At 49.9% G+C, this 19716-nt stretch carries 18 protein-coding genes and 16 tRNA genes; 12 read left to right on the forward strand and 22 right to left on the reverse strand.

All coding sequences use genetic code 11. The annotated features are described in order from the left end of the window. The 6 genes from CX650_RS01610 to CX650_RS01635 form a co-directional block, all read right to left on the reverse strand. A tRNA-Asn gene (locus tag CX650_RS01610) sits at positions 1 to 72 on the reverse strand. Between the two features lie 21 nt (positions 73 to 93). Continuing rightward, positions 94 to 169: transfer RNA gene (locus CX650_RS01615), tRNA-Asn, on the reverse strand. Positions 170 to 201: 32 nt separating this feature from the next. Continuing rightward, positions 202 to 277, reverse strand: a tRNA-Asn gene (locus tag CX650_RS01620). 52 nt (positions 278 to 329) lie between these two features. Continuing rightward, positions 330 to 405 (reverse strand) — tRNA-Asn (locus tag CX650_RS01625). A 52-nt stretch (positions 406 to 457) separates the two neighbouring features. Next, positions 458 to 533, reverse strand: a tRNA-Asn gene (locus CX650_RS01630). A gap of 52 nt (positions 534 to 585) precedes the next feature. Beyond that, positions 586 to 661: transfer RNA gene (locus tag CX650_RS01635), tRNA-Asn, on the reverse strand. Positions 662 to 1551: 890 nt separating this feature from the next. Between CX650_RS01635 and uvrB the strand changes: the two genes are divergently transcribed. After that, positions 1552 to 3564: an excinuclease ABC subunit UvrB gene (gene uvrB / locus CX650_RS01640; RefSeq protein WP_101094851.1), complete on the forward strand. Its 2013-nt coding sequence runs from the start codon at positions 1552 to 1554 to the stop codon at positions 3562 to 3564. 135 nt (positions 3565 to 3699) lie between these two features. On the opposite strand, the gene rrtA is transcribed toward uvrB, so the two are convergent. Both rrtA and queC read right to left on the reverse strand, forming a co-directional pair. Further along, a complete protein-coding gene (rrtA, locus tag CX650_RS01645; protein WP_229799967.1) occupies positions 3700 to 4242 on the reverse strand; it encodes a rhombosortase in 543 nt (180 codons plus the stop codon). Between the two features lie 29 nt (positions 4243 to 4271). Then, complete coding sequence (gene queC, locus CX650_RS01650; protein WP_101094853.1) at positions 4272 to 5018, reverse strand: 7-cyano-7-deazaguanine synthase QueC; 747 nt, start codon at positions 5016 to 5018, stop codon at positions 4272 to 4274. Positions 5019 to 5198: 180 nt separating this feature from the next. On the opposite strand from queC, the gene queE reads away from it, so the two are divergent. Then, entirely contained in the window at positions 5199 to 5867 is a 669-nt protein-coding gene (gene queE, locus CX650_RS01655) for a 7-carboxy-7-deazaguanine synthase QueE (RefSeq protein ID WP_101094854.1), read from the forward strand. Positions 5868 to 5929: 62 nt separating this feature from the next. On the opposite strand, the gene CX650_RS01660 is transcribed toward queE, so the two are convergent. The 11 genes from CX650_RS01660 to CX650_RS01710 all read right to left on the reverse strand — a co-directional run bounded on the left by CX650_RS01660 (position 5930) and on the right by CX650_RS01710 (position 8323). Beyond that, the gene (locus CX650_RS01660; protein WP_101094855.1) at positions 5930 to 6994 is read right to left on the reverse strand and encodes a PLP-dependent cysteine synthase family protein; all 1065 of its coding nucleotides are present in this window, start codon (positions 6992 to 6994) and stop codon (positions 5930 to 5932) included. Positions 6995 to 7173: 179 nt separating this feature from the next. Beyond that, positions 7174 to 7258 (reverse strand) — tRNA-Tyr (locus tag CX650_RS01665). 32 nt (positions 7259 to 7290) lie between these two features. Beyond that, positions 7291 to 7375 (reverse strand) — tRNA-Tyr (locus tag CX650_RS01670). Between the two features lie 32 nt (positions 7376 to 7407). Further along, positions 7408 to 7492 (reverse strand) — tRNA-Tyr (locus tag CX650_RS01675). Positions 7493 to 7524: 32 nt separating this feature from the next. After that, positions 7525 to 7609 (reverse strand) — tRNA-Tyr (locus CX650_RS01680). A 32-nt stretch (positions 7610 to 7641) separates the two neighbouring features. Beyond that, a tRNA-Tyr gene (locus tag CX650_RS01685) sits at positions 7642 to 7726 on the reverse strand. A gap of 32 nt (positions 7727 to 7758) precedes the next feature. After that, a tRNA-Tyr gene (locus CX650_RS01690) sits at positions 7759 to 7843 on the reverse strand. Positions 7844 to 7875: 32 nt separating this feature from the next. Then, positions 7876 to 7960 (reverse strand) — tRNA-Tyr (locus CX650_RS01695). A gap of 32 nt (positions 7961 to 7992) precedes the next feature. Continuing rightward, positions 7993 to 8077 (reverse strand) — tRNA-Tyr (locus CX650_RS01700). 38 nt (positions 8078 to 8115) lie between these two features. Continuing rightward, a tRNA-Tyr gene (locus CX650_RS01705) sits at positions 8116 to 8200 on the reverse strand. A gap of 38 nt (positions 8201 to 8238) precedes the next feature. Then, positions 8239 to 8323, reverse strand: a tRNA-Tyr gene (locus CX650_RS01710). Between the two features lie 125 nt (positions 8324 to 8448). Between CX650_RS01710 and CX650_RS01715 the strand changes: the two genes are divergently transcribed. The 3 genes from CX650_RS01715 to CX650_RS01725 all read left to right on the forward strand — a co-directional run bounded on the left by CX650_RS01715 (position 8449) and on the right by CX650_RS01725 (position 11674). Next, positions 8449 to 8937 (forward strand): VC2046/SO_2500 family protein, encoded by a 489-nt coding sequence (locus tag CX650_RS01715; RefSeq protein WP_101094856.1) that lies wholly within the window; start codon positions 8449 to 8451, stop codon positions 8935 to 8937. Between the two features lie 69 nt (positions 8938 to 9006). Next, positions 9007 to 9297 (forward strand): DUF406 family protein, encoded by a 291-nt coding sequence (locus tag CX650_RS01720; protein WP_039033988.1) that lies wholly within the window; start codon positions 9007 to 9009, stop codon positions 9295 to 9297. 202 nt (positions 9298 to 9499) lie between these two features. After that, on the forward strand, positions 9500 to 11674 hold the full coding sequence (locus CX650_RS01725) for a putative bifunctional diguanylate cyclase/phosphodiesterase (RefSeq protein ID WP_101094857.1): 2175 nt from the start codon (positions 9500 to 9502) through the stop codon (positions 11672 to 11674). A gap of 63 nt (positions 11675 to 11737) precedes the next feature. Here CX650_RS01725 and CX650_RS01730 read toward each other — a convergent pair whose 3' ends face one another. Further along, entirely contained in the window at positions 11738 to 12217 is a 480-nt protein-coding gene (locus tag CX650_RS01730) for a YchJ family protein (protein ID WP_101094907.1), read from the reverse strand. A 609-nt stretch (positions 12218 to 12826) separates the two neighbouring features. Between CX650_RS01730 and CX650_RS01735 the strand changes: the two genes are divergently transcribed. The 6 genes from CX650_RS01735 to corA all read left to right on the forward strand — a co-directional run bounded on the left by CX650_RS01735 (position 12827) and on the right by corA (position 17177). Beyond that, positions 12827 to 13402, forward strand: a complete 576-nt coding sequence (locus tag CX650_RS01735) for a YceI family protein (RefSeq protein WP_039033990.1) — start codon at positions 12827 to 12829, stop codon at positions 13400 to 13402. A gap of 141 nt (positions 13403 to 13543) precedes the next feature. After that, entirely contained in the window at positions 13544 to 13894 is a 351-nt protein-coding gene (locus CX650_RS01740) for a DUF3802 family protein (protein WP_039033991.1), read from the forward strand. Between the two features lie 24 nt (positions 13895 to 13918). Then, positions 13919 to 14284 (forward strand): SpoIIAA family protein, encoded by a 366-nt coding sequence (locus CX650_RS01745; protein WP_039033992.1) that lies wholly within the window; start codon positions 13919 to 13921, stop codon positions 14282 to 14284. Positions 14285 to 14367: 83 nt separating this feature from the next. Then, positions 14368 to 15249 (forward strand): putative ATP-dependent zinc protease, encoded by an 882-nt coding sequence (locus tag CX650_RS01750; RefSeq protein ID WP_101094858.1) that lies wholly within the window; start codon positions 14368 to 14370, stop codon positions 15247 to 15249. A gap of 516 nt (positions 15250 to 15765) precedes the next feature. Beyond that, positions 15766 to 16131 (forward strand): hypothetical protein, encoded by a 366-nt coding sequence (locus tag CX650_RS01755; protein ID WP_039033994.1) that lies wholly within the window; start codon positions 15766 to 15768, stop codon positions 16129 to 16131. A 98-nt stretch (positions 16132 to 16229) separates the two neighbouring features. Further along, the gene (gene corA, locus CX650_RS01760; RefSeq protein WP_101094859.1) at positions 16230 to 17177 is read left to right on the forward strand and encodes a magnesium/cobalt transporter CorA; all 948 of its coding nucleotides are present in this window, start codon (positions 16230 to 16232) and stop codon (positions 17175 to 17177) included. Positions 17178 to 17204: 27 nt separating this feature from the next. Here corA and CX650_RS01765 read toward each other — a convergent pair whose 3' ends face one another. Next, complete coding sequence (locus CX650_RS01765) at positions 17205 to 17516, reverse strand: DUF3135 domain-containing protein (protein WP_101094861.1); 312 nt, start codon at positions 17514 to 17516, stop codon at positions 17205 to 17207. A gap of 123 nt (positions 17517 to 17639) precedes the next feature. After that, on the reverse strand, positions 17640 to 18899 hold the full coding sequence (locus CX650_RS01770) for a cyclic di-GMP phosphodiesterase (protein WP_101094863.1): 1260 nt from the start codon (positions 18897 to 18899) through the stop codon (positions 17640 to 17642). A gap of 115 nt (positions 18900 to 19014) precedes the next feature. Here CX650_RS01770 and CX650_RS01775 point away from each other — a divergent pair, with 115 nt between their 5' ends. Continuing rightward, a complete protein-coding gene (locus tag CX650_RS01775; RefSeq protein ID WP_101094908.1) occupies positions 19015 to 19713 on the forward strand; it encodes a 2OG-Fe(II) oxygenase in 699 nt (232 codons plus the stop codon). Positions 19714 to 19716: the final 3 nt, after the last annotated feature.

The following is a 19716-nucleotide window of genomic DNA, read 5'->3' on the forward strand; positions in this document are numbered from 1 at the left end:
TCCCCTGACTGGATTCGAACCAGTGACATACGGATTAACAGTCCGCCGTTCTACCGACTGAACTACAGGGGAACAGATTTCAACTAATTAAATTGGCTCCCCTGACTGGATTCGAACCAGTGACATACGGATTAACAGTCCGCCGTTCTACCGACTGAACTACAGGGGAATNCCTATTGTTTTCAGGTGACTTGCGTAAATTGGCTCCCCTGACTGGATTCGAACCAGTGACATACGGATTAACAGTCCGCCGTTCTACCGACTGAACTACAGGGGAATAATTTATTTAGCTAGGATTAACCTATTGTTTTCAGGTGACTTGCGTAAATTGGCTCCCCTGACTGGATTCGAACCAGTGACATACGGATTAACAGTCCGCCGTTCTACCGACTGAACTACAGGGGAATAATTTATTTAGCTAGGATTAACCTATTGTTTTCAGGTGACTTGCGTAAATTGGCTCCCCTGACTGGATTCGAACCAGTGACATACGGATTAACAGTCCGCCGTTCTACCGACTGAACTACAGGGGAATAATTTATTTAGCTAGGATTAACCTATTGTTTTCAGGTGACTTGCGTAAATTGGCTCCCCTGACTGGATTCGAACCAGTGACATACGGATTAACAGTCCGCCGTTCTACCGACTGAACTACAGGGGAATCGTTATTTATTGCTTGTCTCGCTGAGAACGGAGCGCATAGTAAATCGCTCTGTGGGTAGAGTCAACTCGCAGCCCCAAAAAAAGTGTCATTAAGCTGTTAATTGCTTATCTAATGCTCATAGTGATGGATAAAACTGCTTTGTGGAGATTTTTTGCTTAAAAAATAACGGCTAAACACAGATATTCCGTGTCATTTCAATCAAAGCGGGTTTCATTGGAAGGCCAAGGTGCGTGAGTTTCGGCGGCTTTTGCCTGTCCACAGGGCTGAAATCTGACAAGCAGGAGGTTTTTGAGCAATTTACCTGGAGTCTAACTCGTCATGAAAGCGGCGCAAAAAGGTGCAATTCAGCTGCTTTGAGTTCATTTTGGTGCATCTTACCTTTCAAGGTGAGTGCCACACTTTCATATGTTCTTTTATTACAAAAGATCCAGCAACATGCATTGGCTTACACTGCTTGCCGCAATCCCTCATGGTTACAGGGTTAGACTGACTTATCCACTAAATCTGTGGATAAACCTGTGAGCTTCCCGACTTTATGGGCTGCAAACCCTTGTGGCATCTGCATTGAACTTAAATTGGTCAGTTTGAATGGTTAAAAAATAAATTCAATAAAAACAATTAGATGTGAAAGTCAAGCCGCTTGGGTTTGCTTGGTGTTTTTTGTAACAAAGCTGTAAGGAAGTATCTGCCGATCCTTGTGCATTAAATCTACCTGTTTGACTTATTTGGGTGGAATTCCCGCCTTCGACCGCCACATCTGTCGTCTTGTTGCTGAGTTTCAGCACAAGCTGCTACTGACATCATGTTGGCAGGAGTCTTGTGGCTTTTGGCTTGGCCTTATCTGGCTCAATGGGTAAAATAAACGGCTTAACCGAAGGAGCATTAAAGTGTCAGCTACGCCGTTTCGCTTGGAGTCTCAGTATTCCCCTGCAGGAGATCAGCCCACCGCCATTGCCAAATTGATTGATGGACTGGAATCCGGGCTCGCTAATCAGACTTTGCTGGGGGTAACCGGTTCAGGAAAAACTTTCACTATTGCCAATGTGATTGCTAATCAGGGGCGGCCAACTATCATTATGGCCCCCAACAAGACGTTGGCGGCGCAACTCTACGGCGAGATGAAAGAGTTTTTCCCCCATAATGCGGTGGAATACTTTGTTTCTTACTATGACTACTACCAACCGGAAGCCTATGTGCCTTCGACCAACACCTTTATTGAGAAGGACGCTTCGGTCAACGCTCATATTGAGCAGATGCGACTCTCTGCCACCAAGGCCTTGCTGGAGCGGCGTGATGTGGTGTTGGTGGCCTCGGTCTCAGCCATTTATGGTCTTGGCGATCCCGACTCTTACATGAAGATGCTGCTGCATCTGCGCCAGGGCGACATCATTGGCCAGCGGGATATACTGCAGCGGCTCAGTGAGTTGCAATACAGCCGCAACGATATTGAACTGCAGCGCGGTACCTTCAGGGTGCGCGGTGAGGTAATAGATATCTTCCCGGCCGAATCGGACCGAGACGCCATTCGGGTCGAGCTATTCGATGATGAGATAGAGCAGCTGTCGCTATTTGACCCTTTGACCGGCCAGGTACGTAAACGCATTGCCCGGGCCACGGTTTACCCCAAGACTCACTATGTGACCCCGAGAGAAAAAATATTGGCGGCCACAGAGCAGATAAAGGCTGAGCTCAGAGAACGGCGCCAGCAGTTACTGGACGCCAACAAGCTGATTGAGGCACAAAGGATCAGTGAGCGGGTGCAGTACGATGTGGAGATGATGACAGAGCTGGGTTATTGCTCCGGTATCGAAAACTACTCCCGTTATCTCTCCGGGCGTGCACCGGGAGAAGGGCCGCCGACTTTGCTGGATTATCTGCCGCCGGATGGTCTGCTGATCATCGACGAGTCCCATGTAACAGTGCCGCAGATAGGTGCCATGTACAAGGGCGACCGTTCGAGGAAAACCACCCTGGTGGAGTACGGTTTTCGCCTGCCATCGGCACTGGATAACAGACCGCTCAAGTTTGAAGAGTTCGAGTCCTTGATGCCGCAGACGATTTATGTGTCGGCCACACCGGGCAGTTATGAACTCGAACGCAGCGGCGGCGATGTGGCCGAACAAGTGGTCAGGCCTACAGGTTTGTTGGATCCCGAGCTGGAAGTGCGGCCGGTGGCGATTCAGGTGGATGATCTGCTCTCCGAGGCCAATAAACGCATTGCCGTTAATGAACGTGTGCTGGTGACCACGCTGACCAAGCGGATGGCGGAAGATCTTACCGAATATCTCGATGAACACGGGGTTAAGGTGCGTTACTTGCACTCGGATGTGGATACCGTGGAGCGGGTGGAGATCATTCGCGATTTACGTAAGGGGGTCTTCGACGTGTTGGTCGGCATCAACTTGCTCAGGGAAGGGCTGGACATGCCGGAAGTGTCTCTGGTGTGTATTCTCGATGCCGATAAAGAGGGTTTCCTGCGCTCCGAGCGCTCACTTATCCAGACCATAGGCCGCGCCGCCCGTAACATTAATGGCAAGGTGATCCTCTACGCCGATAAGGTGACCCCTTCGATGGCCAAGGCCATGGATGAAACCAATCGTCGCCGCGAGAAACAGCACGCCTTCAACCTGGCCAATGGCATAGTGCCCAAAGGTTTGGTGAAGAAGATAACAGATGTTATGGATGTGGGAGATTCCCCTTCATCGGCAGCGCCGCAGCCGGGTGCCCGTAAGGTGGCAGAGCGCAGGTCGGCTTATCAGGTGGACGCTGCCAATCTGGCGCATGAAATCGACAGGCTGGAAAAACAGATGCACCAGCATGCCAGGGATCTGGAGTTTGAGCAGGCCGCTGCACTGCGTGATGAAGTGGCAAGGCTCAGAGAGGAGCTTATCAAGGCCTAAATCCCTAAAATTGACCCATTGACAAAGAACCCGGCAAAAGCCGGGTTCTTTGTGCTGTTTATCTATCAACGGCTTTAAAAAGCCTTATTTAAAAGTCTAATTTAAAAAAACCTATTGAAATGCTTGAGCTTGGTATCAAAGTTTCGGTGCTTTATAGGTACTCTGTCGCCATAAACCAAACAGTGCGATACCGCCAATCAGGCCAACAAGATGCGCCTCAACTGCGACTCTGGCGCCAATCAGGGCGCTGACTTCAGCGGCCGCGCCTTGCCATTGCTCCCAGCCGACTTTGGCAATAACGCCAGCAAGCAGCAGGTAACCTGAACTGCGACCGCTGCGAATATCGGCCAGGGCGCCGAAGGCGAACAAGCCGTGCAGTATGCCACTTAGCCCCACATACCCCATAAGCTCAGGGTAGCAAAGATAAAGCCCTACGCCTTCAAACAGACACAGTGCCAGGGTCAATATCAATACGCCCAGGGCGTTATAGTGTTCCTTATGCAGATAAAGGATCACCCAAAACCCGGCGAGGTTCATCAGCAGGTGCCAGAAGTTAGTGTGTAGCAGATTGCCGCTGACAAGCCGCCAAAGCTCACCTTGTTCTATGGCGCTGCGGCGAAAGGCCAACAGCTCAGTGAGCGGCAGAGAATACAGCAGCAGCGCCAGGGCTGTTAACACAACACCTGAAAAATAAGCGGAACTCGGCTTCACGCTGTCTTGGCCGCCAGTATCGCCTGGATGCTGTCCGGTGTTGCCAGATACTCATCCAGCCCTTTTTGACGCAGTAAACAGGCGGGGCAGGTGCCACAGCCTTTGCCAAGAATGCCGTTATAGCAGGTAAGGGTTTCATCTCTTACCAGTGGCAGTTGCTGGTATTTATCTGCCAGTGCCCAGGTTTCGGCCTTGTTGAGCCACATGAGTGGCGTAACCAAACGCAGCTGTCTGTCCATGCCTTGTACCAGTGCAGATTCCATTGCCTTGATAAAGTCATTACGACAGTCCGGGTAGCCGGAGAAGTCGGTCTCGCAGACGCCTGTGATCACGGCCTCCGCGCCTATCTGATAGGCGTAGATCCCCGCCAGGGTCAGAAACAGAATATTGCGTCCGGGAACAAAAGTATTGGGCAGACCATTGTCCATCAAGTCGTTTGATACCGGGATATTGTCGCGGGTCAGGGCCGAGATGGCCAACTCATTGAGCAGAGTAACATCCAGCACCTTGTGACTGGCGGCGCCGAGTTTTTGCGCCAGTTGTTTGGCAACTTCAATCTCCTGGCTGTGGCGCTGGCCATAGTCGAAGGTGATGGCATGTACTTCATCATACTGGGCCAAGGCCTGAATAAGGCAGGTGGTGGAGTCCTGACCGCCGCTGAAAACGACTATCGCCTTGGAAATAGCTGGCTTAGTGCTTTGGGTCGGCTCTGCGGTTTGCGGTGCGTTTGATTCTGATGACATAAGCGATTGATTGGATGAAGACATAAGCGTCTATTCAAAGGGATGACTCAATCGTCACAGTTTACCCTAATTTGGCCGACTGTCAGCGCCGACTGGATAAAAAACGGAAAATTCGCTCATCCTTGCGCTTGGGGCTAAATTCCTCTATAAATGCCGCCCCGGCAAATATGAGGAACCCCGATGTACTACCCCGTCAACGAAGTCTTTGAAACCCTGCAGGGGGAAGGTGTATTTACCGGCGTTCCGGCCATTTTTGTGCGTTTGCAGGGTTGCCCTGTGGGGTGTCCTTGGTGTGATACCCGCCAGACCTGGGACAAGCTTGAGCACAATCAGGTGAAACCTGCCGATGTGATCCGCACCGATGGCAGTATCGGCCGCTGGGCCGAGCATGATGCCAAGTCGTTACTGGAGGCGTTTAAACTGCAGGGATTCAATGCCAGGCATATAGTGATCACAGGGGGTGAGCCTTGCCTCTATCCGCTCACTGAAATGACAGAAGCATTTAATGCCGCAGGCTTTGGCACTCAAATTGAAACCAGTGGCACCTTTGAGGTGAATTGCAGCGCAGATACCTGGGTCACAGTCTCGCCCAAGGTCGGTATGAAGGGGGGGATGCCGGTACTGCGTCAGGCGCTGGAGCGGGCAAATGAGATTAAGCATCCGGTGGCGACCGAGGCTCATATTGAGGAACTGGATCAACTGCTGCTGGGGTTGGATCTCAAAGACAAGACTATCTGCCTGCAGCCCATCAGCCAAAAGAGCCGGGCGACGGCGCTGGCGATGAAAGTCTGTATCGAACGCAACTGGCGTTTGTCTATCCAGACTCACAAGTATCTGGATATCGATTAATCCGTAGTGGTAATCGACAAAAAGCCGCATTGATGCGGCTTTTTGTTATCTGAAGCGCGTTGTTAGCAGCAGAGTTCACCCGTGGTTTCAAACAGTTTCAGTTTGTTTTGATACTGGCTGATATCCCCTATGTTGGCGGCTATCCACTCGGGGTTGTAATAAGTGTCCAGATAGCGCTCACCGGGATCGCAGATCAGGGTCACTATTGAGCCCTGGCGGTTGTTGCGTTTCATTTCGGCCGCCAGCATCAGGGCACCATAGAGGTTGGTGCCGGTTGAGGCCCCGGTCTTGCGGCCGATGATCTGTTCCAGCCAATGGATTGTCGCCACAGAGGCAGCATCGGGGATCTTCAACATGGAGTCGACAACCCCCGGGATAAAGGAGGGCTCAACTCTGGGGCGGCCTATACCTTCAATCTTACTGCCTTGCTCACAGGTGATGGCCGCATCTCTTTGTTGAAAATAGTCATAGAACACTGAGTTATCCGGGTCGACCACACACAGCTTGGTGCAAAGCCGTTGATAGCGGATATAGCGGCCAATGGTGGCCGAAGTGCCGCCGGTACCCGGGCTCATCACAATCCACTCGGGAATAGGGAAGGGCTCGCGCTGCATCTGATCGAAAATGGCATTGGCAATATTATTGTTGCCGCGCCAGTCGGTGGCCCGCTCGGCATAGGTGAACTGATCCATATAATGGCCATTCAGCTCCCGCGCCAGCCGTTCAGACTCGGCGTAGATTTCGCTGGAGTGATTGACAAAGTGACAACGGCCGCCGTAAAACTCTATCTGCTGTATCTTCTTGCGGGCGGTGGACGCTGGCATAACGGCAATAAAGGGTAGCCCCAATAGGCGGGCAAAGTAGGCCTCGGAGACAGCTGTGCTGCCGGATGAGGACTCTATGACAGGAGTATCCTGTTTGATCCAGCCGTTACACAAGGCGTACAGAAACAGTGATCTTGCCAAACGGTGCTTGAGGCTTCCGGTAGGATGGGTGCTTTCATCTTTAAGATAGATATCCACTCCGGCGACCGCCGGCAGTTCCAGTTTAATCAAATGCGTGTCGGCACTGCGCTGAAAATCGGCTTCGATTTTGGCAATTGCTTCGTTTACCCAGAGATCGGCCATTGTTGTTGTTCTTTCTTATAACAGGATGGTCTTAATCATAACCAAAGGTAATGACAATGGATAGCGAAAACTCAGGCGCATTTAGGCACAGATACAGGTTAGGTTATTGATTACTGTGGAGTTGATTAGTATAGGCGTAGATAAAACGCTTTGAGGTTTTACTAAAGAATAAAAAGAAATGGTGGAGGGAGAAGGATTCGAACCTTCGAAGGCGGAGCCGTCAGATTTACAGTCTGATCCCTTTGGCCACTCGGGAACCCCTCCACATATTTGGAGCCAGACATTGGAGTGAAAGATGGTGGAGGGAGAAGGATTCGAACCTTCGAAGGCGGAGCCGTCAGATTTACAGTCTGATCCCTTTGGCCACTCGGGAACCCCTCCACATATTTGGAGCCAGACATTGGAGTGAAAGATGGTGGAGGGAGAAGGATTCGAACCTTCGAAGGCGGAGCCGTCAGATTTACAGTCTGATCCCTTTGGCCACTCGGGAACCCCTCCACATATTTGGAGCCAGACATTGGAGTGAAAGATGGTGGAGGGAGAAGGATTCGAACCTTCGAAGGCGGAGCCGTCAGATTTACAGTCTGATCCCTTTGGCCACTCGGGAACCCCTCCACATATTTGGAGCCAGACATTGGAGTGAAAGATGGTGGAGGGAGAAGGATTCGAACCTTCGAAGGCGGAGCCGTCAGATTTACAGTCTGATCCCTTTGGCCACTCGGGAACCCCTCCACATATTTGGAGCCAGACATTGGAGTGAAAGATGGTGGAGGGAGAAGGATTCGAACCTTCGAAGGCGGAGCCGTCAGATTTACAGTCTGATCCCTTTGGCCACTCGGGAACCCCTCCACATATTTGGAGCCAGACATTGGAGTGAAAGATGGTGGAGGGAGAAGGATTCGAACCTTCGAAGGCGGAGCCGTCAGATTTACAGTCTGATCCCTTTGGCCACTCGGGAACCCCTCCACATATTTGGAGCCAGACATTGGAGTGAAAGATGGTGGAGGGAGAAGGATTCGAACCTTCGAAGGCGGAGCCGTCAGATTTACAGTCTGATCCCTTTGGCCACTCGGGAACCCCTCCACGATTTCACTTTCGTGTCTTTTTAAATTGTAGGCAAATGGTGGAGGGAGAAGGATTCGAACCTTCGAAGGCGGAGCCGTCAGATTTACAGTCTGATCCCTTTGGCCACTCGGGAACCCCTCCACGATTTCACTTTCGTGTCTTTTTAAATTGTAGGCAAATGGTGGAGGGAGAAGGATTCGAACCTTCGAAGGCGGAGCCGTCAGATTTACAGTCTGATCCCTTTGGCCACTCGGGAACCCCTCCTCAATTGCGGCCGCCATAGTAGTCAGAAACCTTTTTCATGTAAAGCCCGATTTTAAAAAAAGGGCTAAAGTTCCTGATCATTTGGTCGATTAACTAACAACGAGTTGTTTTGTTGATGTTTTTTTATGCGTACTGATGTTTCCTTAATCAATGAACTGCAATTGGGCGAACGGCTTAATCTGGCTGTTGAGTCCCATCGCCGGGGTGAGTTTGCCCTGCTTTTGGCGTTGCTGTCTCAGGATGTGCGCGATTGGCCTCAGTTTCACCTGCACGACGATATTGCACAGGATGCTGTCCTGCGGCAGCAATTTGACTTGCCTGAGCCTCAACCTTTGCTTGGGGACTTGAGTCAGGAGCCTTTGCCGGTAGACAACAGCTATCATTTTCTCAGTGACGGTGAACGTAGCTTTCAGTTGGCCCAGGCCCTGGTGCCCGAACCTTTGGTTATTCGGGGGAAGAGAGACAGCGGGATGCAGGAAGCACTGAATAATTGTGATTGGCACACAAGACTACGTACTGATGGCACCTTAAACCAACCCAAGGCGGTATTGATGGAGTTTGTTGATCAACTGTCGGAACAACGCAAACTGGCCGGTTTATATCAAACGGCGTGAGTCTTGCCTCAGTCCAGGTGTCGTCCATGGCTTATACTGATGGGTGACTCTCAGTATCGGAGACAAGAGATGAAGAGTATTGAACAGGCTCAGGCCGCCAATGTGCAGGACACTTGTGCCGAATGTGGCAGCTATGTGGATATAGGGACAGTCGTCGAAGAAGGAGACACCTTGCTTTCGTTGACTTTTCAAGGTGAGTCGGCAATGGTTGATGCCGAGGCGCTCAAGCAATTGGCCACAGACCGCTTCGCCGATGTCAAGGTAGAACTCAGCAACTCAGAGCAGACTGTGACCCTGGCGCTGACTTTTTCCTGCAGTGCCGAGAAAATGATTTTTCAGTTGGAAAACGCTTTGGCATAAGCTGTGCTTTTAGCCAAATGGTCAGTAGTGTTCTGTTCGTAAACCAAAGCTATAAAGCAAGATATAACAAGGTAAATGTAACAAAGTATGACTTGTCTTGCTGGGTATTATGTAAAAGTGTAATCTCGCGCAGAGATATGATGGCAGGCCCGCGCATTCGGCGCGGGTTTCTTTGAGCCCGAAAGGGAACCTGAGGATATGTGTGAAGCGACGTAGGTATCAGCGATTGCTGGAGTTGTTGACCAACTCGGTTGCCAAGCAACAGGGTGACTTCGCCAAGACGGCTGAACTGGCTACAGAACTCCTGTGTCAATATCTCGATGTGCAACATGCCAGTGTCTGGTCCTGGTCCAGGGATCAGCATGTACAGTTTGAAGTTGCCCGCTTTGGCTCGGGAAAGCCTCTTAAAACGCCGCGTCCATTACACCTCAATCAAATTCCATCTTATATCGACCAACTCAAGCAAAAACGCCATATTGACGCCAATGATGCGGTGGTTGATTGGCGCATGAGCGAACTTGCCGAAATCTATTTTAGCGTCAACGGTATTGCCAGTTCTCTGGATGTTGCTATCAGGATCAATGGTCATATTGAAGGGGTTTTGAGCCTGGAGCGAACCTCTACCGGGCATCACTGGAGTGATTTGGAAATCCATTTGGCATCGCAAGTGGCTGACCAGCTTGCGCTGACTCTGGCGACCCATGACGCCTACCGCAAAGACGAATTGCTGACGCTGTTTCAGTCGGCCGCTGAACAATCGGCCCAGGTCAGTATGCTGATCAATTTGCACACAGAAGCGATTGAATACATCAACAGCGCCCATGAACAGATCACCGGCATCCCAAAAGAGAAAATGCTGGGTGCCAGTCTAAAGCAGTTGTCCTTCTTCAAGCAGCAACCCAAACAGGCTGAAATGACCCTGGCCAAGGTGTTGCGTGGCGAAGTAGCGACGGGTGAAGTGATGCTTAATCGAGAGTCTGGCCAGGAATACTGGCTCAGATACCATGCCAGTCAATTTATTACCCAGCGTGGTAATCACTATGTGTTGGTATCCTGCGAAGATTGTACCGAGCAGCATAACTATCAGGCCGAACTTGAGCGCTTGGCCTGGCGTTGCAGCCTGACTGGACTATACAACCGTACCCATTTCAACCGCTTACTCGATAGAACCTATAGCGGGCAGTTGCTGCTGATCGATTTGATTGGTTTTAAACGCTTCAATGATACCTATGGACATGAACAGGGCGACGCCCTGTTGATTGAAGTCGCCCGCCGTCTGAAACATTTTGCTTCTCTTTATCCCGACTGCAGTATTGCCAGAGTAGGCAGCGATGAATTTGCATTGTTGCTTGATGATAGCGGCGATCTCGATATCGATGCCTGCTGTCATCGCCTCTATCAACAACTGCGAAACCCTATCAATATCGGCCGTGAGCAAGTGGATCCCAAGCCGGCACTGGCTGCGGTAGACATTGCCGAAGTCGCCGAGTTGGTCGCGCCGCTGACTTGCGCCGATATTGCGCTGCAATACGCCAAAAAGAAGCAGGGCACGGCCATTCAGTTTTTCAACAGCGCACTGCTCAAGGCGTTCAAGGATGATGCCCAGATAGAAAGAGATCTGCACGCTGCCATTCGGGGTAGGCAGTTTGAACTTTATTATCAACCGCTTAAAGATCTGCAAAGCTGCAGTTACATAGGCGCGGAAGCGCTGATCCGCTGGCATCATCCCAAGCGGGGAGTACTTTATCCCGGCGCCTTTATCGATATTGCCGAACAGTCGGGGCTCATCAATGCCATAGGCACCTGGGTACTGGAGGCTGCCTGTCGCCAGCTTAATTTGTGGCAGCACCACAATATCAATATTGCCATGCATGTGAACGTGTCGGCGCGGCAGTTTTTCGGCAGTAATCTTTATGAACAGGTTTGGCAGTTGCTCAACCGTTACCGCTTGAAACCCGGCACTCTTATTTTGGAGATCACCGAAACCGAATTGATGGAGGATATACGTTATGCCACCAATTTATGCCAGGAACTGGCTGACTTGGGGGTAGGGCTTGCCATTGATGATTTCGGTACGGGTTACAGTTCAATGCGCTATTTGAAACAGTTTCCCATCAGTAAGCTCAAGATCGACAGATCCTTTATCTCTGATCTCAGCATTAGCCGCGAGAGCCGCGAAATCGTCAGTGCGATTATCGCCATGGCCAAGGCGTTGAATATTTCCCTGACAGCTGAAGGGGTTGAAACCGCTGAACAGGAAAGCTTCCTTACTTCATGCATGTGTCATCAGGCCCAGGGGTTCCTGTACAGCCCGGCGCTCAGAGAGGCCGAATTCAATGCTTTTCTACAACAGAGTCAACCTGCATTGCTGCATTGATCAGCTAGTTTAAGTTTTTTAGGTTCCACACTTAAATCCGGCCTAAGTTAAATCCAGCCTAAGTTAAATTCGTTTCAGGCAGCAGTGTTTGAACTTGTTGCCGCTATTGCAAATGCAAGTGTCGTTGCGCTTGGGATAGCTGACCGCAAACTGCTTGCCCTCGGTGTAAAACCAGCGGCCGCCCTCAAATATAAATTCAGATTCTTCAAAAATAGCGTCCAACTGGCCATCGGCCAGATACCAGGCCTTGAAAGTGACTCTGGCCTTGGTTTGTCCAGCTGTCAAAGGCTCCCGCGCGACAATTTGCAGGCCCAACCACTGGGTCTTTGGCATCTGGGCCAGGGTTTGTGCGTTCAGTCCCTGGCGATAATCCCGGTGATGGGTATCGATAAGATAATCAAACTCTGCTTTAACAAAGGCGGCATAGCGGGAGCGCATCAATTGCTCTGGATTGGCGGCACTGTGCTGTTTGGTGTGAAGCGGCTGACAACATTCACTATAAGGGAGCTTGGAGTTGCAGGGGCAAAGGAGGTTCGCTGTCATCGAGGTTTTCAGTTTCAATTTGGGGCCGGTTAAACGGCTTGGGTTTGCATTGCCGGAGATCATAGCGCTTTGAGGCCTGGCTTGCATTGAAACAATTAATTTATTCGGGTGAATTTCGCAGTTTTCCGCAAGTGTTGGCAGGAACGGAGTCACTTTGTTTGAAGGGTAAGTAAACAGATTTGAAGGATAGGGTAAGCGGGAGCATGTATCGATATTCGGGGCTGGAATGGCTTGCAGAAGTGCGTCTGGGTGAAAGCCGCGTACAGGCTACTTCAGGATGAAACGACAGTCATTTCGGTTAAAAAATAGCGAACCTGTTTTATTGAATTGAACAATATGCTTTAGTAATGAGTAATCTAGGGAAGGTGCGAGTAAGTTCTCGTGGCACTATTGCCGTAAGAGCCCCGAAGGGCGTGGCTTATCGGCCTATCTGCTGTGTTGTTCTTGCAAAGGAGTAAGGCCATCTGCTGCAAGCCACGCCTTGCATTCAGGCCGGTAAGCCAATGCAGATCACAGATGGGCTTAATTGCCCTTTCTCTGGCGAAGTGTCTGTTTTTAAACATCTTAAATCCAGGCTCAGTTCACTTTATGCCCTACAAGGAAAAGAATATGCAGAAATGGATCCCTTTATTGGCGCTCGGCGCCTTCAGTAATCTGGCGCTGGCGGCTGACTGGCAGTTGGATAATGCCGATTCCAAGGTCAGTTTTATATCGGTTAAAAAAGGTGACATTGCCGAGGTACATGAGTTTAACCAGTTGAGTGGCACGCTTGCTGATAATGGCGAATTCAAGCTGGAAATTCCGCTAAGCGGGGTCAATACCGGCATAGAGATACGGGATAAACGGATGCAAACCATGTTGTTTGAAGTGGCCAATTTCCCGACCCTTACGCTGACGGCTCAAGTACCCGCTGAGTTGGTTGATAAGCTCAAGCCAGGTGAGTTGTTGAGTACTGAGATAGATGGCGTATTGTCACTGCATGGTAAGACCCAGAACAAACGTTTTGAACTGGTTGTGGCCAGGCTTGGGCCGTCGAGCCTTTTGGTCACTTCACAGAAAGCCGTCATAGTGAATGCCGAAGAGTTTGGTCTGACCGATGGGGTTGAAAAATTACGTGAAATTGCCGGTCTATCCAGCATCAGTAAGGCTGTTCCTGTTTCATTTGTTCTAAGATTAAACAAGTAACGAACGACAGCTTGATTTGAGGCAAGACTCAAGGTGGAATTTGTTTCATAATGTGACTTTCCGGTCGCGGCTTAATCGGCAATTAGACCGGAGAGTGTGCCCCTTATGGGTTGGCCTGAGACGTTGCACGCGGGAAGAAAGATGGTTACAGACAAAGACGGCTATATGCACCTCATTCAATTCCTGACTGAACACCTTGGATTGTTTGAGACCCCTGAGGGGGGATCTTTGAGCGACAGCAGCGTTATGGAGGAGTTCGAAGAGCAGCTGTCGGCACAGATTATTATGGTCTGTGGCCAAAACCCACAACTATCTTTCGTCCAACGCAACACAGTCATCCGTGAAATCGATGCCATAGTGTATGATCTGGAAGAGATCTTGGCCAAGGTGGCCAATCATAAGGCCACGGCAAAACAAACCTTATTTATCAGTGAGTTTGCCGGTTTGATCAAGAATCTGTTCGATCAGGAAATTGCCAAACTCCAGGTTTAATAATGCATAAACTGGAGGCTCAGGATGCTGACACTGCTTTCCGGGTTTGATGACAATACTGTGGCGGTTCGTGCCAGCGGTATTGTCAGTAGTGAAGATTATGATGCTGTCTTGCTACCGGCGGTTGAGTCCAAACTTAGGGAACATGTGCTCATTAAACTCTGGTATGAATACGGCGCCGACTTCGAGGGTATCTCTTTGCAGGCCGTATGGGATGATGCCTGTCTTGGGCTGTTTCATTTGCAAGACTTTTCCCGTATAGCTGTTATTACTGACAGCTCTGTGATTGAAGGAATGGCGCAAACCCTGGCGCTGATGATCCCTTGCCCGGTATTCGTGTTTCCCAGGACGGAATTGACTAAGGCTCGAGCCTGGCTCTCGGGAACCTGAAGCGTTAACATCTGTCTTATCTTTAAGTTCCGGTATTTCTGCCGGATTTTCATCTCGTTAGTTGAAATGAATGGAATAGTCCCATGCTTAAAAAACTTGGTCTTTGTTTTATGTTGCTTTCGACATCCGTGTTTGCCCAGGAAAAAACAGTTATAGGTCAGACTGAAATTATGACGGTCACCGAAGCCGGACTCAGTTTTGAGGCCCGAATTGATACCGGGGCGGCCAATACTTCTATGCATGCGGTCGGTCTCAAGGTGATAGGCGGCAGCGCCAAAAAGATGCAGGATAACGTGGGTAAAATGCTCAGCTTCACCACTGAGAATGAAAGTGGCGAGAAAAAGCAGCTCAAGGCAAAAATTGTCAAGACATCTACCGTCAGCAACTCTCAAGGGCGGGAGACGCGTTACATGGTGGAGCTGAATATCGCGTTCGGCCAACACAAGCGTAAGGTCAAGGTTAATCTCAGAGACCGCAGCCACATGGATTATAAACTGCTTATCGGCCGCAATTGGCTGGCTGATGACTTTCTGGTGGATGTGGCCGATAAACGCATTATAGGACCAGTTGCTCCTATCAGTGTGCGGGAATCCGGGCTGATTTTTCAAACCCGTATTGATACCGGCGCGGTAGAAAACTCGTTGCATGCCACAGATCTGAAAGTGGAGAATGGTGACGAGGATATGGAAAAGAATATCGGCAAGCAGCTGAGTTTTACGACAGAAAATGAAAAGGGTGAAAAGCAGCGTCTGCATGCCATGATTACCAATACCTCGTTGATTCGTAATGCTCAGGGCAGTGAAATCCGTTATATGGTGGAACTCAATATAGGTGAGCCGGGAAGGGAATATCCGGTCAAGGTTAACCTTAAAGACAGAAGCAAGATGACCCACAAACTGTTGATTGGGCGAAACTGGTTGCAGGGCCACTACCTGGTAGATGTCAGCCTCAAAGAAAATGACTGATATGCGTTGCCAATCTTCAATATTATTGATGTTATTTAATGTCGATGCATAAGACAGATACTGAGAGATCGTAACGGCTTTTGTATCAGTGGTGCTTGCCTAAAAGCCGTTGGTTATCGATTCAAGCCATAAATGGGGCTACTGCTACTGAAAGGGCGGTCGGTGGGAGAGTCTTGTTGCCGTCTTAGCTAGTACATCTTAGCCCCGTTTTTGAACATAGATTGATCTCAAACCCATCAAAGTAAGCCTTTCTGCGAGTTGCTCACTGCCGTTTGCAATATAATCCAGTATTGCTTTGCATGCGCTGGCGCCAGGCTTTAGTGCTTTATGGCTGCTGAAGCTGGCGGTGAATGGTGTCGAGACGATATGTAAGTTAGGTCATATAGTGTTAATTCAAATACTTTAAGATTTGGCAGGCAGCTTTATGATGCAGCTAACTGTCAAGGATGCGCTTTTCCTTTATAATTAATAATTTGATGCTTTGATAGATTTTTGGCTAAGAATGAGGAGTTGAGCTTGTTGACCAAAATCCTGCTGACAGCCCTGGTGTTGGCGCTGGCATGGGCCATGCTCAAACGAAGGTCAAGCCCTGAGGTAAGAAAGAAAGAGGTCGCTGAACCTTTGCCTTTGTTCAAACGCTTTTTGGTTCCTGGAGCCGTGGGTATTACCTTGATACTGGCCTGTGGCTTTTTTGCCTGGCAATGGTTTGATGGTTATCAGGTGGTTTCGGTGACCTTGGTTTCACCCAAGGAAGAACGACGGGAAGTCTATCAGGTGCGTAAGAAAGATATCTCGGCCAATGAACTGGTTACCGTGGACGGACTCAGGATCCGTCTCTCCACCGAGGAGCGTTTGATGATAGCCGAGAAAAGTGTCCCCTGACGCCACTGAACGCTTTTCATTGATGGCTTATCAGGTAAACTAGGCACATTTTTTGCCGGGCATTTCTTTCTACGGCATTGTTATCTTCAGGAGGCCCCATGATTACTGCATACACCTATCAGGATCAGCAGCTTAAAATTATTGAGCTGACCATAGAAGACGGTCTTCCGGAACAGACTCTGTGGCTGGATCTTTACAAGCCGGATGACGATGAGCGGGATTGGTTGAGCCGTTATTCTGTGGAAGAGGTGCCCGACGAGGAAGATATCAATGAGATTGAGGCCTCGGCACGTTTCTATCAAAACAAGGACGGCCTGCATATCAACTCTCTGTTTCCGCAGCGGGTTGGTCAGGATGTACGCGGGGTTAACGTTTCATTCAACCTGCGTAGCCGGTTTTTGGTCACCATACGCGAAGAGGATGTTGGTCTTATTCGCCTATTGCGCAACTATTTGCGCCTTGGGCGTATCATGGTGGCCACGCCTCAGGCACTGTTTATCGAGCTCTTTAACCTCAAGGTAGAATACCTCTCTGACTTGATTGAAGATGTTTACACTGTGCTGGAAAACGTCGGTGAGCAGGTGTTCGAGAGTAATGAACTCGATGATGTGTTTAAACTGATCACCTTGCAGGAAGACTCCAACGGCAAGATACGTTTGAGCCTGCTCGATACCCAGAGATCGCTGCGTTACATACAGAAGTATTACCGTAAGGAACTGGCTGAAGACGAACTCAAGGAAATTCGCGAGATGTTGTCGGACATCGAATCCCTGATGCCCCATAGTCAGTTTATCTTCGACAAACTCAACTTCTTATTGGATGCTGCCATGGGTTTCAGTGGCTTGCAGCAAAACAAGATCATTAAAATCTTCTCGGTTGCGGCCGTGGTCTTTCTGCCGCCAACCCTGATTGCCAGTAGTTACGGGATGAACTTCAAAGAGATGCCTGAGCTTGAGTGGTACTTTGGTTACCCTATGGCGGTGGTGATGATGTTGGCCAGTGCGGTAGGCACTTACCTGTTTTTCCGCCGCAAAGGTTGGCTGTAAATCTGGTTAAGTACTTTAGCACCTTGGTTACAGGGGCTTGCGCCTTAATGGTATAACCTGAGCCTTGTGATCTCTGTATTGGTCCGGAGCTTCCAACACGCTCGCCAACGTGGCGAACTTGTGGCGCATAATACGGATGCTGACCAGGCATCTGTGATAAGGGTTATTGCAGCGTGCCAGACTCTGTTGCAGGTGGTGTTTAATGGTTCTGAGCTGGTCCTGGTTGGAGTCGGAACCATTAATCAACTCATTACTCAAACGCTCCTGTAGCTTGTCCAATTCTTCCGGCTGGTTTTGAGCCAGCCACATCAAGGTGTCAAAATCCGGTAGTTCTGTCATTGCCGGCCTCCGCCTGTGAGGGGTGAGCCTGGTTTCAGGCTACCCAAATCCAGGTTGCAACAACAAGATTAGTTCAGTCTAACTATGATGGCGATAATGACTTTGGTTATATAAGCCGAGGGCTCAGCCTTTGCTTTCGCTGCCGAAGTAATAGCTGACCCGCTCTCTGGGATTGAGATACTTGAAGATTTTCTCCGGCAGGGCCGCCGGTGGCAGGCAGCGCACGATAGCAAGGCCTTCGGCTTCCAAGTCGATAATCGGCGCCTGATCTTTGGGCACCAGAGCGTCATATACCAGAATTCGCGGCAGCAGCAGCTTATCCAGGTTGACCGACATTACCAGCCCATATTGGCCGGAAGAAAGTTCGACCACGCTGCCGGGAGGATAGACCCCGAGGATCTTAATCATTTTGCCGACATATTCCTGATTCAGCTTTCCCTTGGAGTATTTATACAGATAGCCCAGAGCAGCATAAGGCGTCTTGGCCTTGGATTGCACTCCTGGATGGCAAAGAGAGTCATATTGGTTCACCACGGCCACCAACTGGGAAGCTTGACTCAGTTCATCGGCTTTCAAGCCTCTTGGGAAACCACTGCCATCAAGCAGTTCATGGTGATTGGTGATAACGTCCCTGGCATTTTTCGGAAATTCGACTGCCAGCTTGATGAACTCTGCGCCCATCAGCGGGTGCTGGTTCAGCAGGTTTTGCTCGGGTTTAGTCAAGGGAGCCTGCTTGCGCAGTATCTGGCTTGGCAGTTTGAGTTTACCTATGTCGTGGAATAGCGAACCCAGGCCCACGGCCTCAATATCTTCTCTGGGCCATTGCAACTCTTTGGCCACCAACATGGTGAGAATGGCAACGTTGAGTGAGTGAAAATAGATGCCTTCGTTTTTATCCGAATCGGCCATTAAATGCAGGATCAGGTTGTCGGAGGATAAAAGTTGCTCGGCAATGTCCCGCACCAAGTCCTGTGCTTCGGTAACCGCATTCAGAGGGCGGCTGCGCAGTTTGTTGACCAGATTGCGCATCCTTGCCAGTGAACGGTCGAAATGCTCCTCTGTCTTATGCAGTTCGCGACGCATTTTCTTGAGAATTTCGATCTTTTGTTGCTTGTCGCTTTCCATCTGTTGTTGCAGAGAGGTGACTTCCTGTGGATTTTCCATTGGGGCAGCTTGTTGATTGGCAGGCAGCGGCGGAGTATCACTGCGGTCCGGTACCACAAACACACTGTCTATGCCCAGCTTACGGATTAGCTCGATTTGCGCCTGTTGTTTGATACGGAAGCTACTGAAAAGAAAAGGATGATCTTTCCATGCCAGAGGAAGACGGACGAAGTTACCCACCTGCAGTTGTTGGACACTGACTCTACAGCTCTTGTTCATTCAAATCATCTTTTTTAAGCAATCGAATCATTTTATCGCAAAGAGTACGCTTTACAATTAGTTAGCTCACATGTAAGCATGTTTGGATAAAAAATATAAGCAAATCGAGATTTTTATGGACTTTATCGAAGTATATCCCAACGCTATCCCTGATGAGTTATGCGATCGTCTGATTGCCGCCTTTGAAGCTCATCCCGGTGTTACCGAGGGCCGCACAGGCCATGGTGTCGACAAGGAAAAGAAAATCAGCCGCGATCTGACATTGGATCAGTACCCAGAGTTGCAGCCACTGCGTAATGAGCTGCTGGGCCACACACTAAAGCATGCCGGACGATACTTTGATAAGTATGCCATGGCGCTGATGGGAGCCGTGGCCGTGCAGGTGGCTGATGAGTCCGGCAATGCAGTAACCCTGACACCGGATAACTATGCTCGCCTGGGAGCCCCCAGAGCTGAGGCGCTGGTACAATACCTTTATCGTAGTGGTACCATCAATTTGCAAAGGTATCAGCGCGATGTCGGCGGTTATCCCCACTGGCATTCTGAGCAGTTTCCCCAGGCCGGTCACAACGATGCCTTGCACAGAGTGGTGCTTTATATGTTCTATCTCAATGATGTGGCCGAAGGCGGGGAGACGGAATTCTTCTATCAGCAGCGCAAAATTGCGCCGAAGAAGGGCACCATGATGATAGCGCCGGCGGGATTTACCCATAGTCACAGGGGCAACCGTCCAAAGAGTGGTGACAAGTATATTGCCACTTCCTGGATCATGTTTAATCGCGCCGAGCAGCTTTATGGACCAACCCGGCGCTGAGGC

Origin of the sequence: Shewanella indica, from assembly GCF_002836975.1 — a bacterium.
Taxonomy (GTDB): Bacteria; Pseudomonadota; Gammaproteobacteria; order Enterobacterales; family Shewanellaceae; genus Shewanella; species Shewanella indica.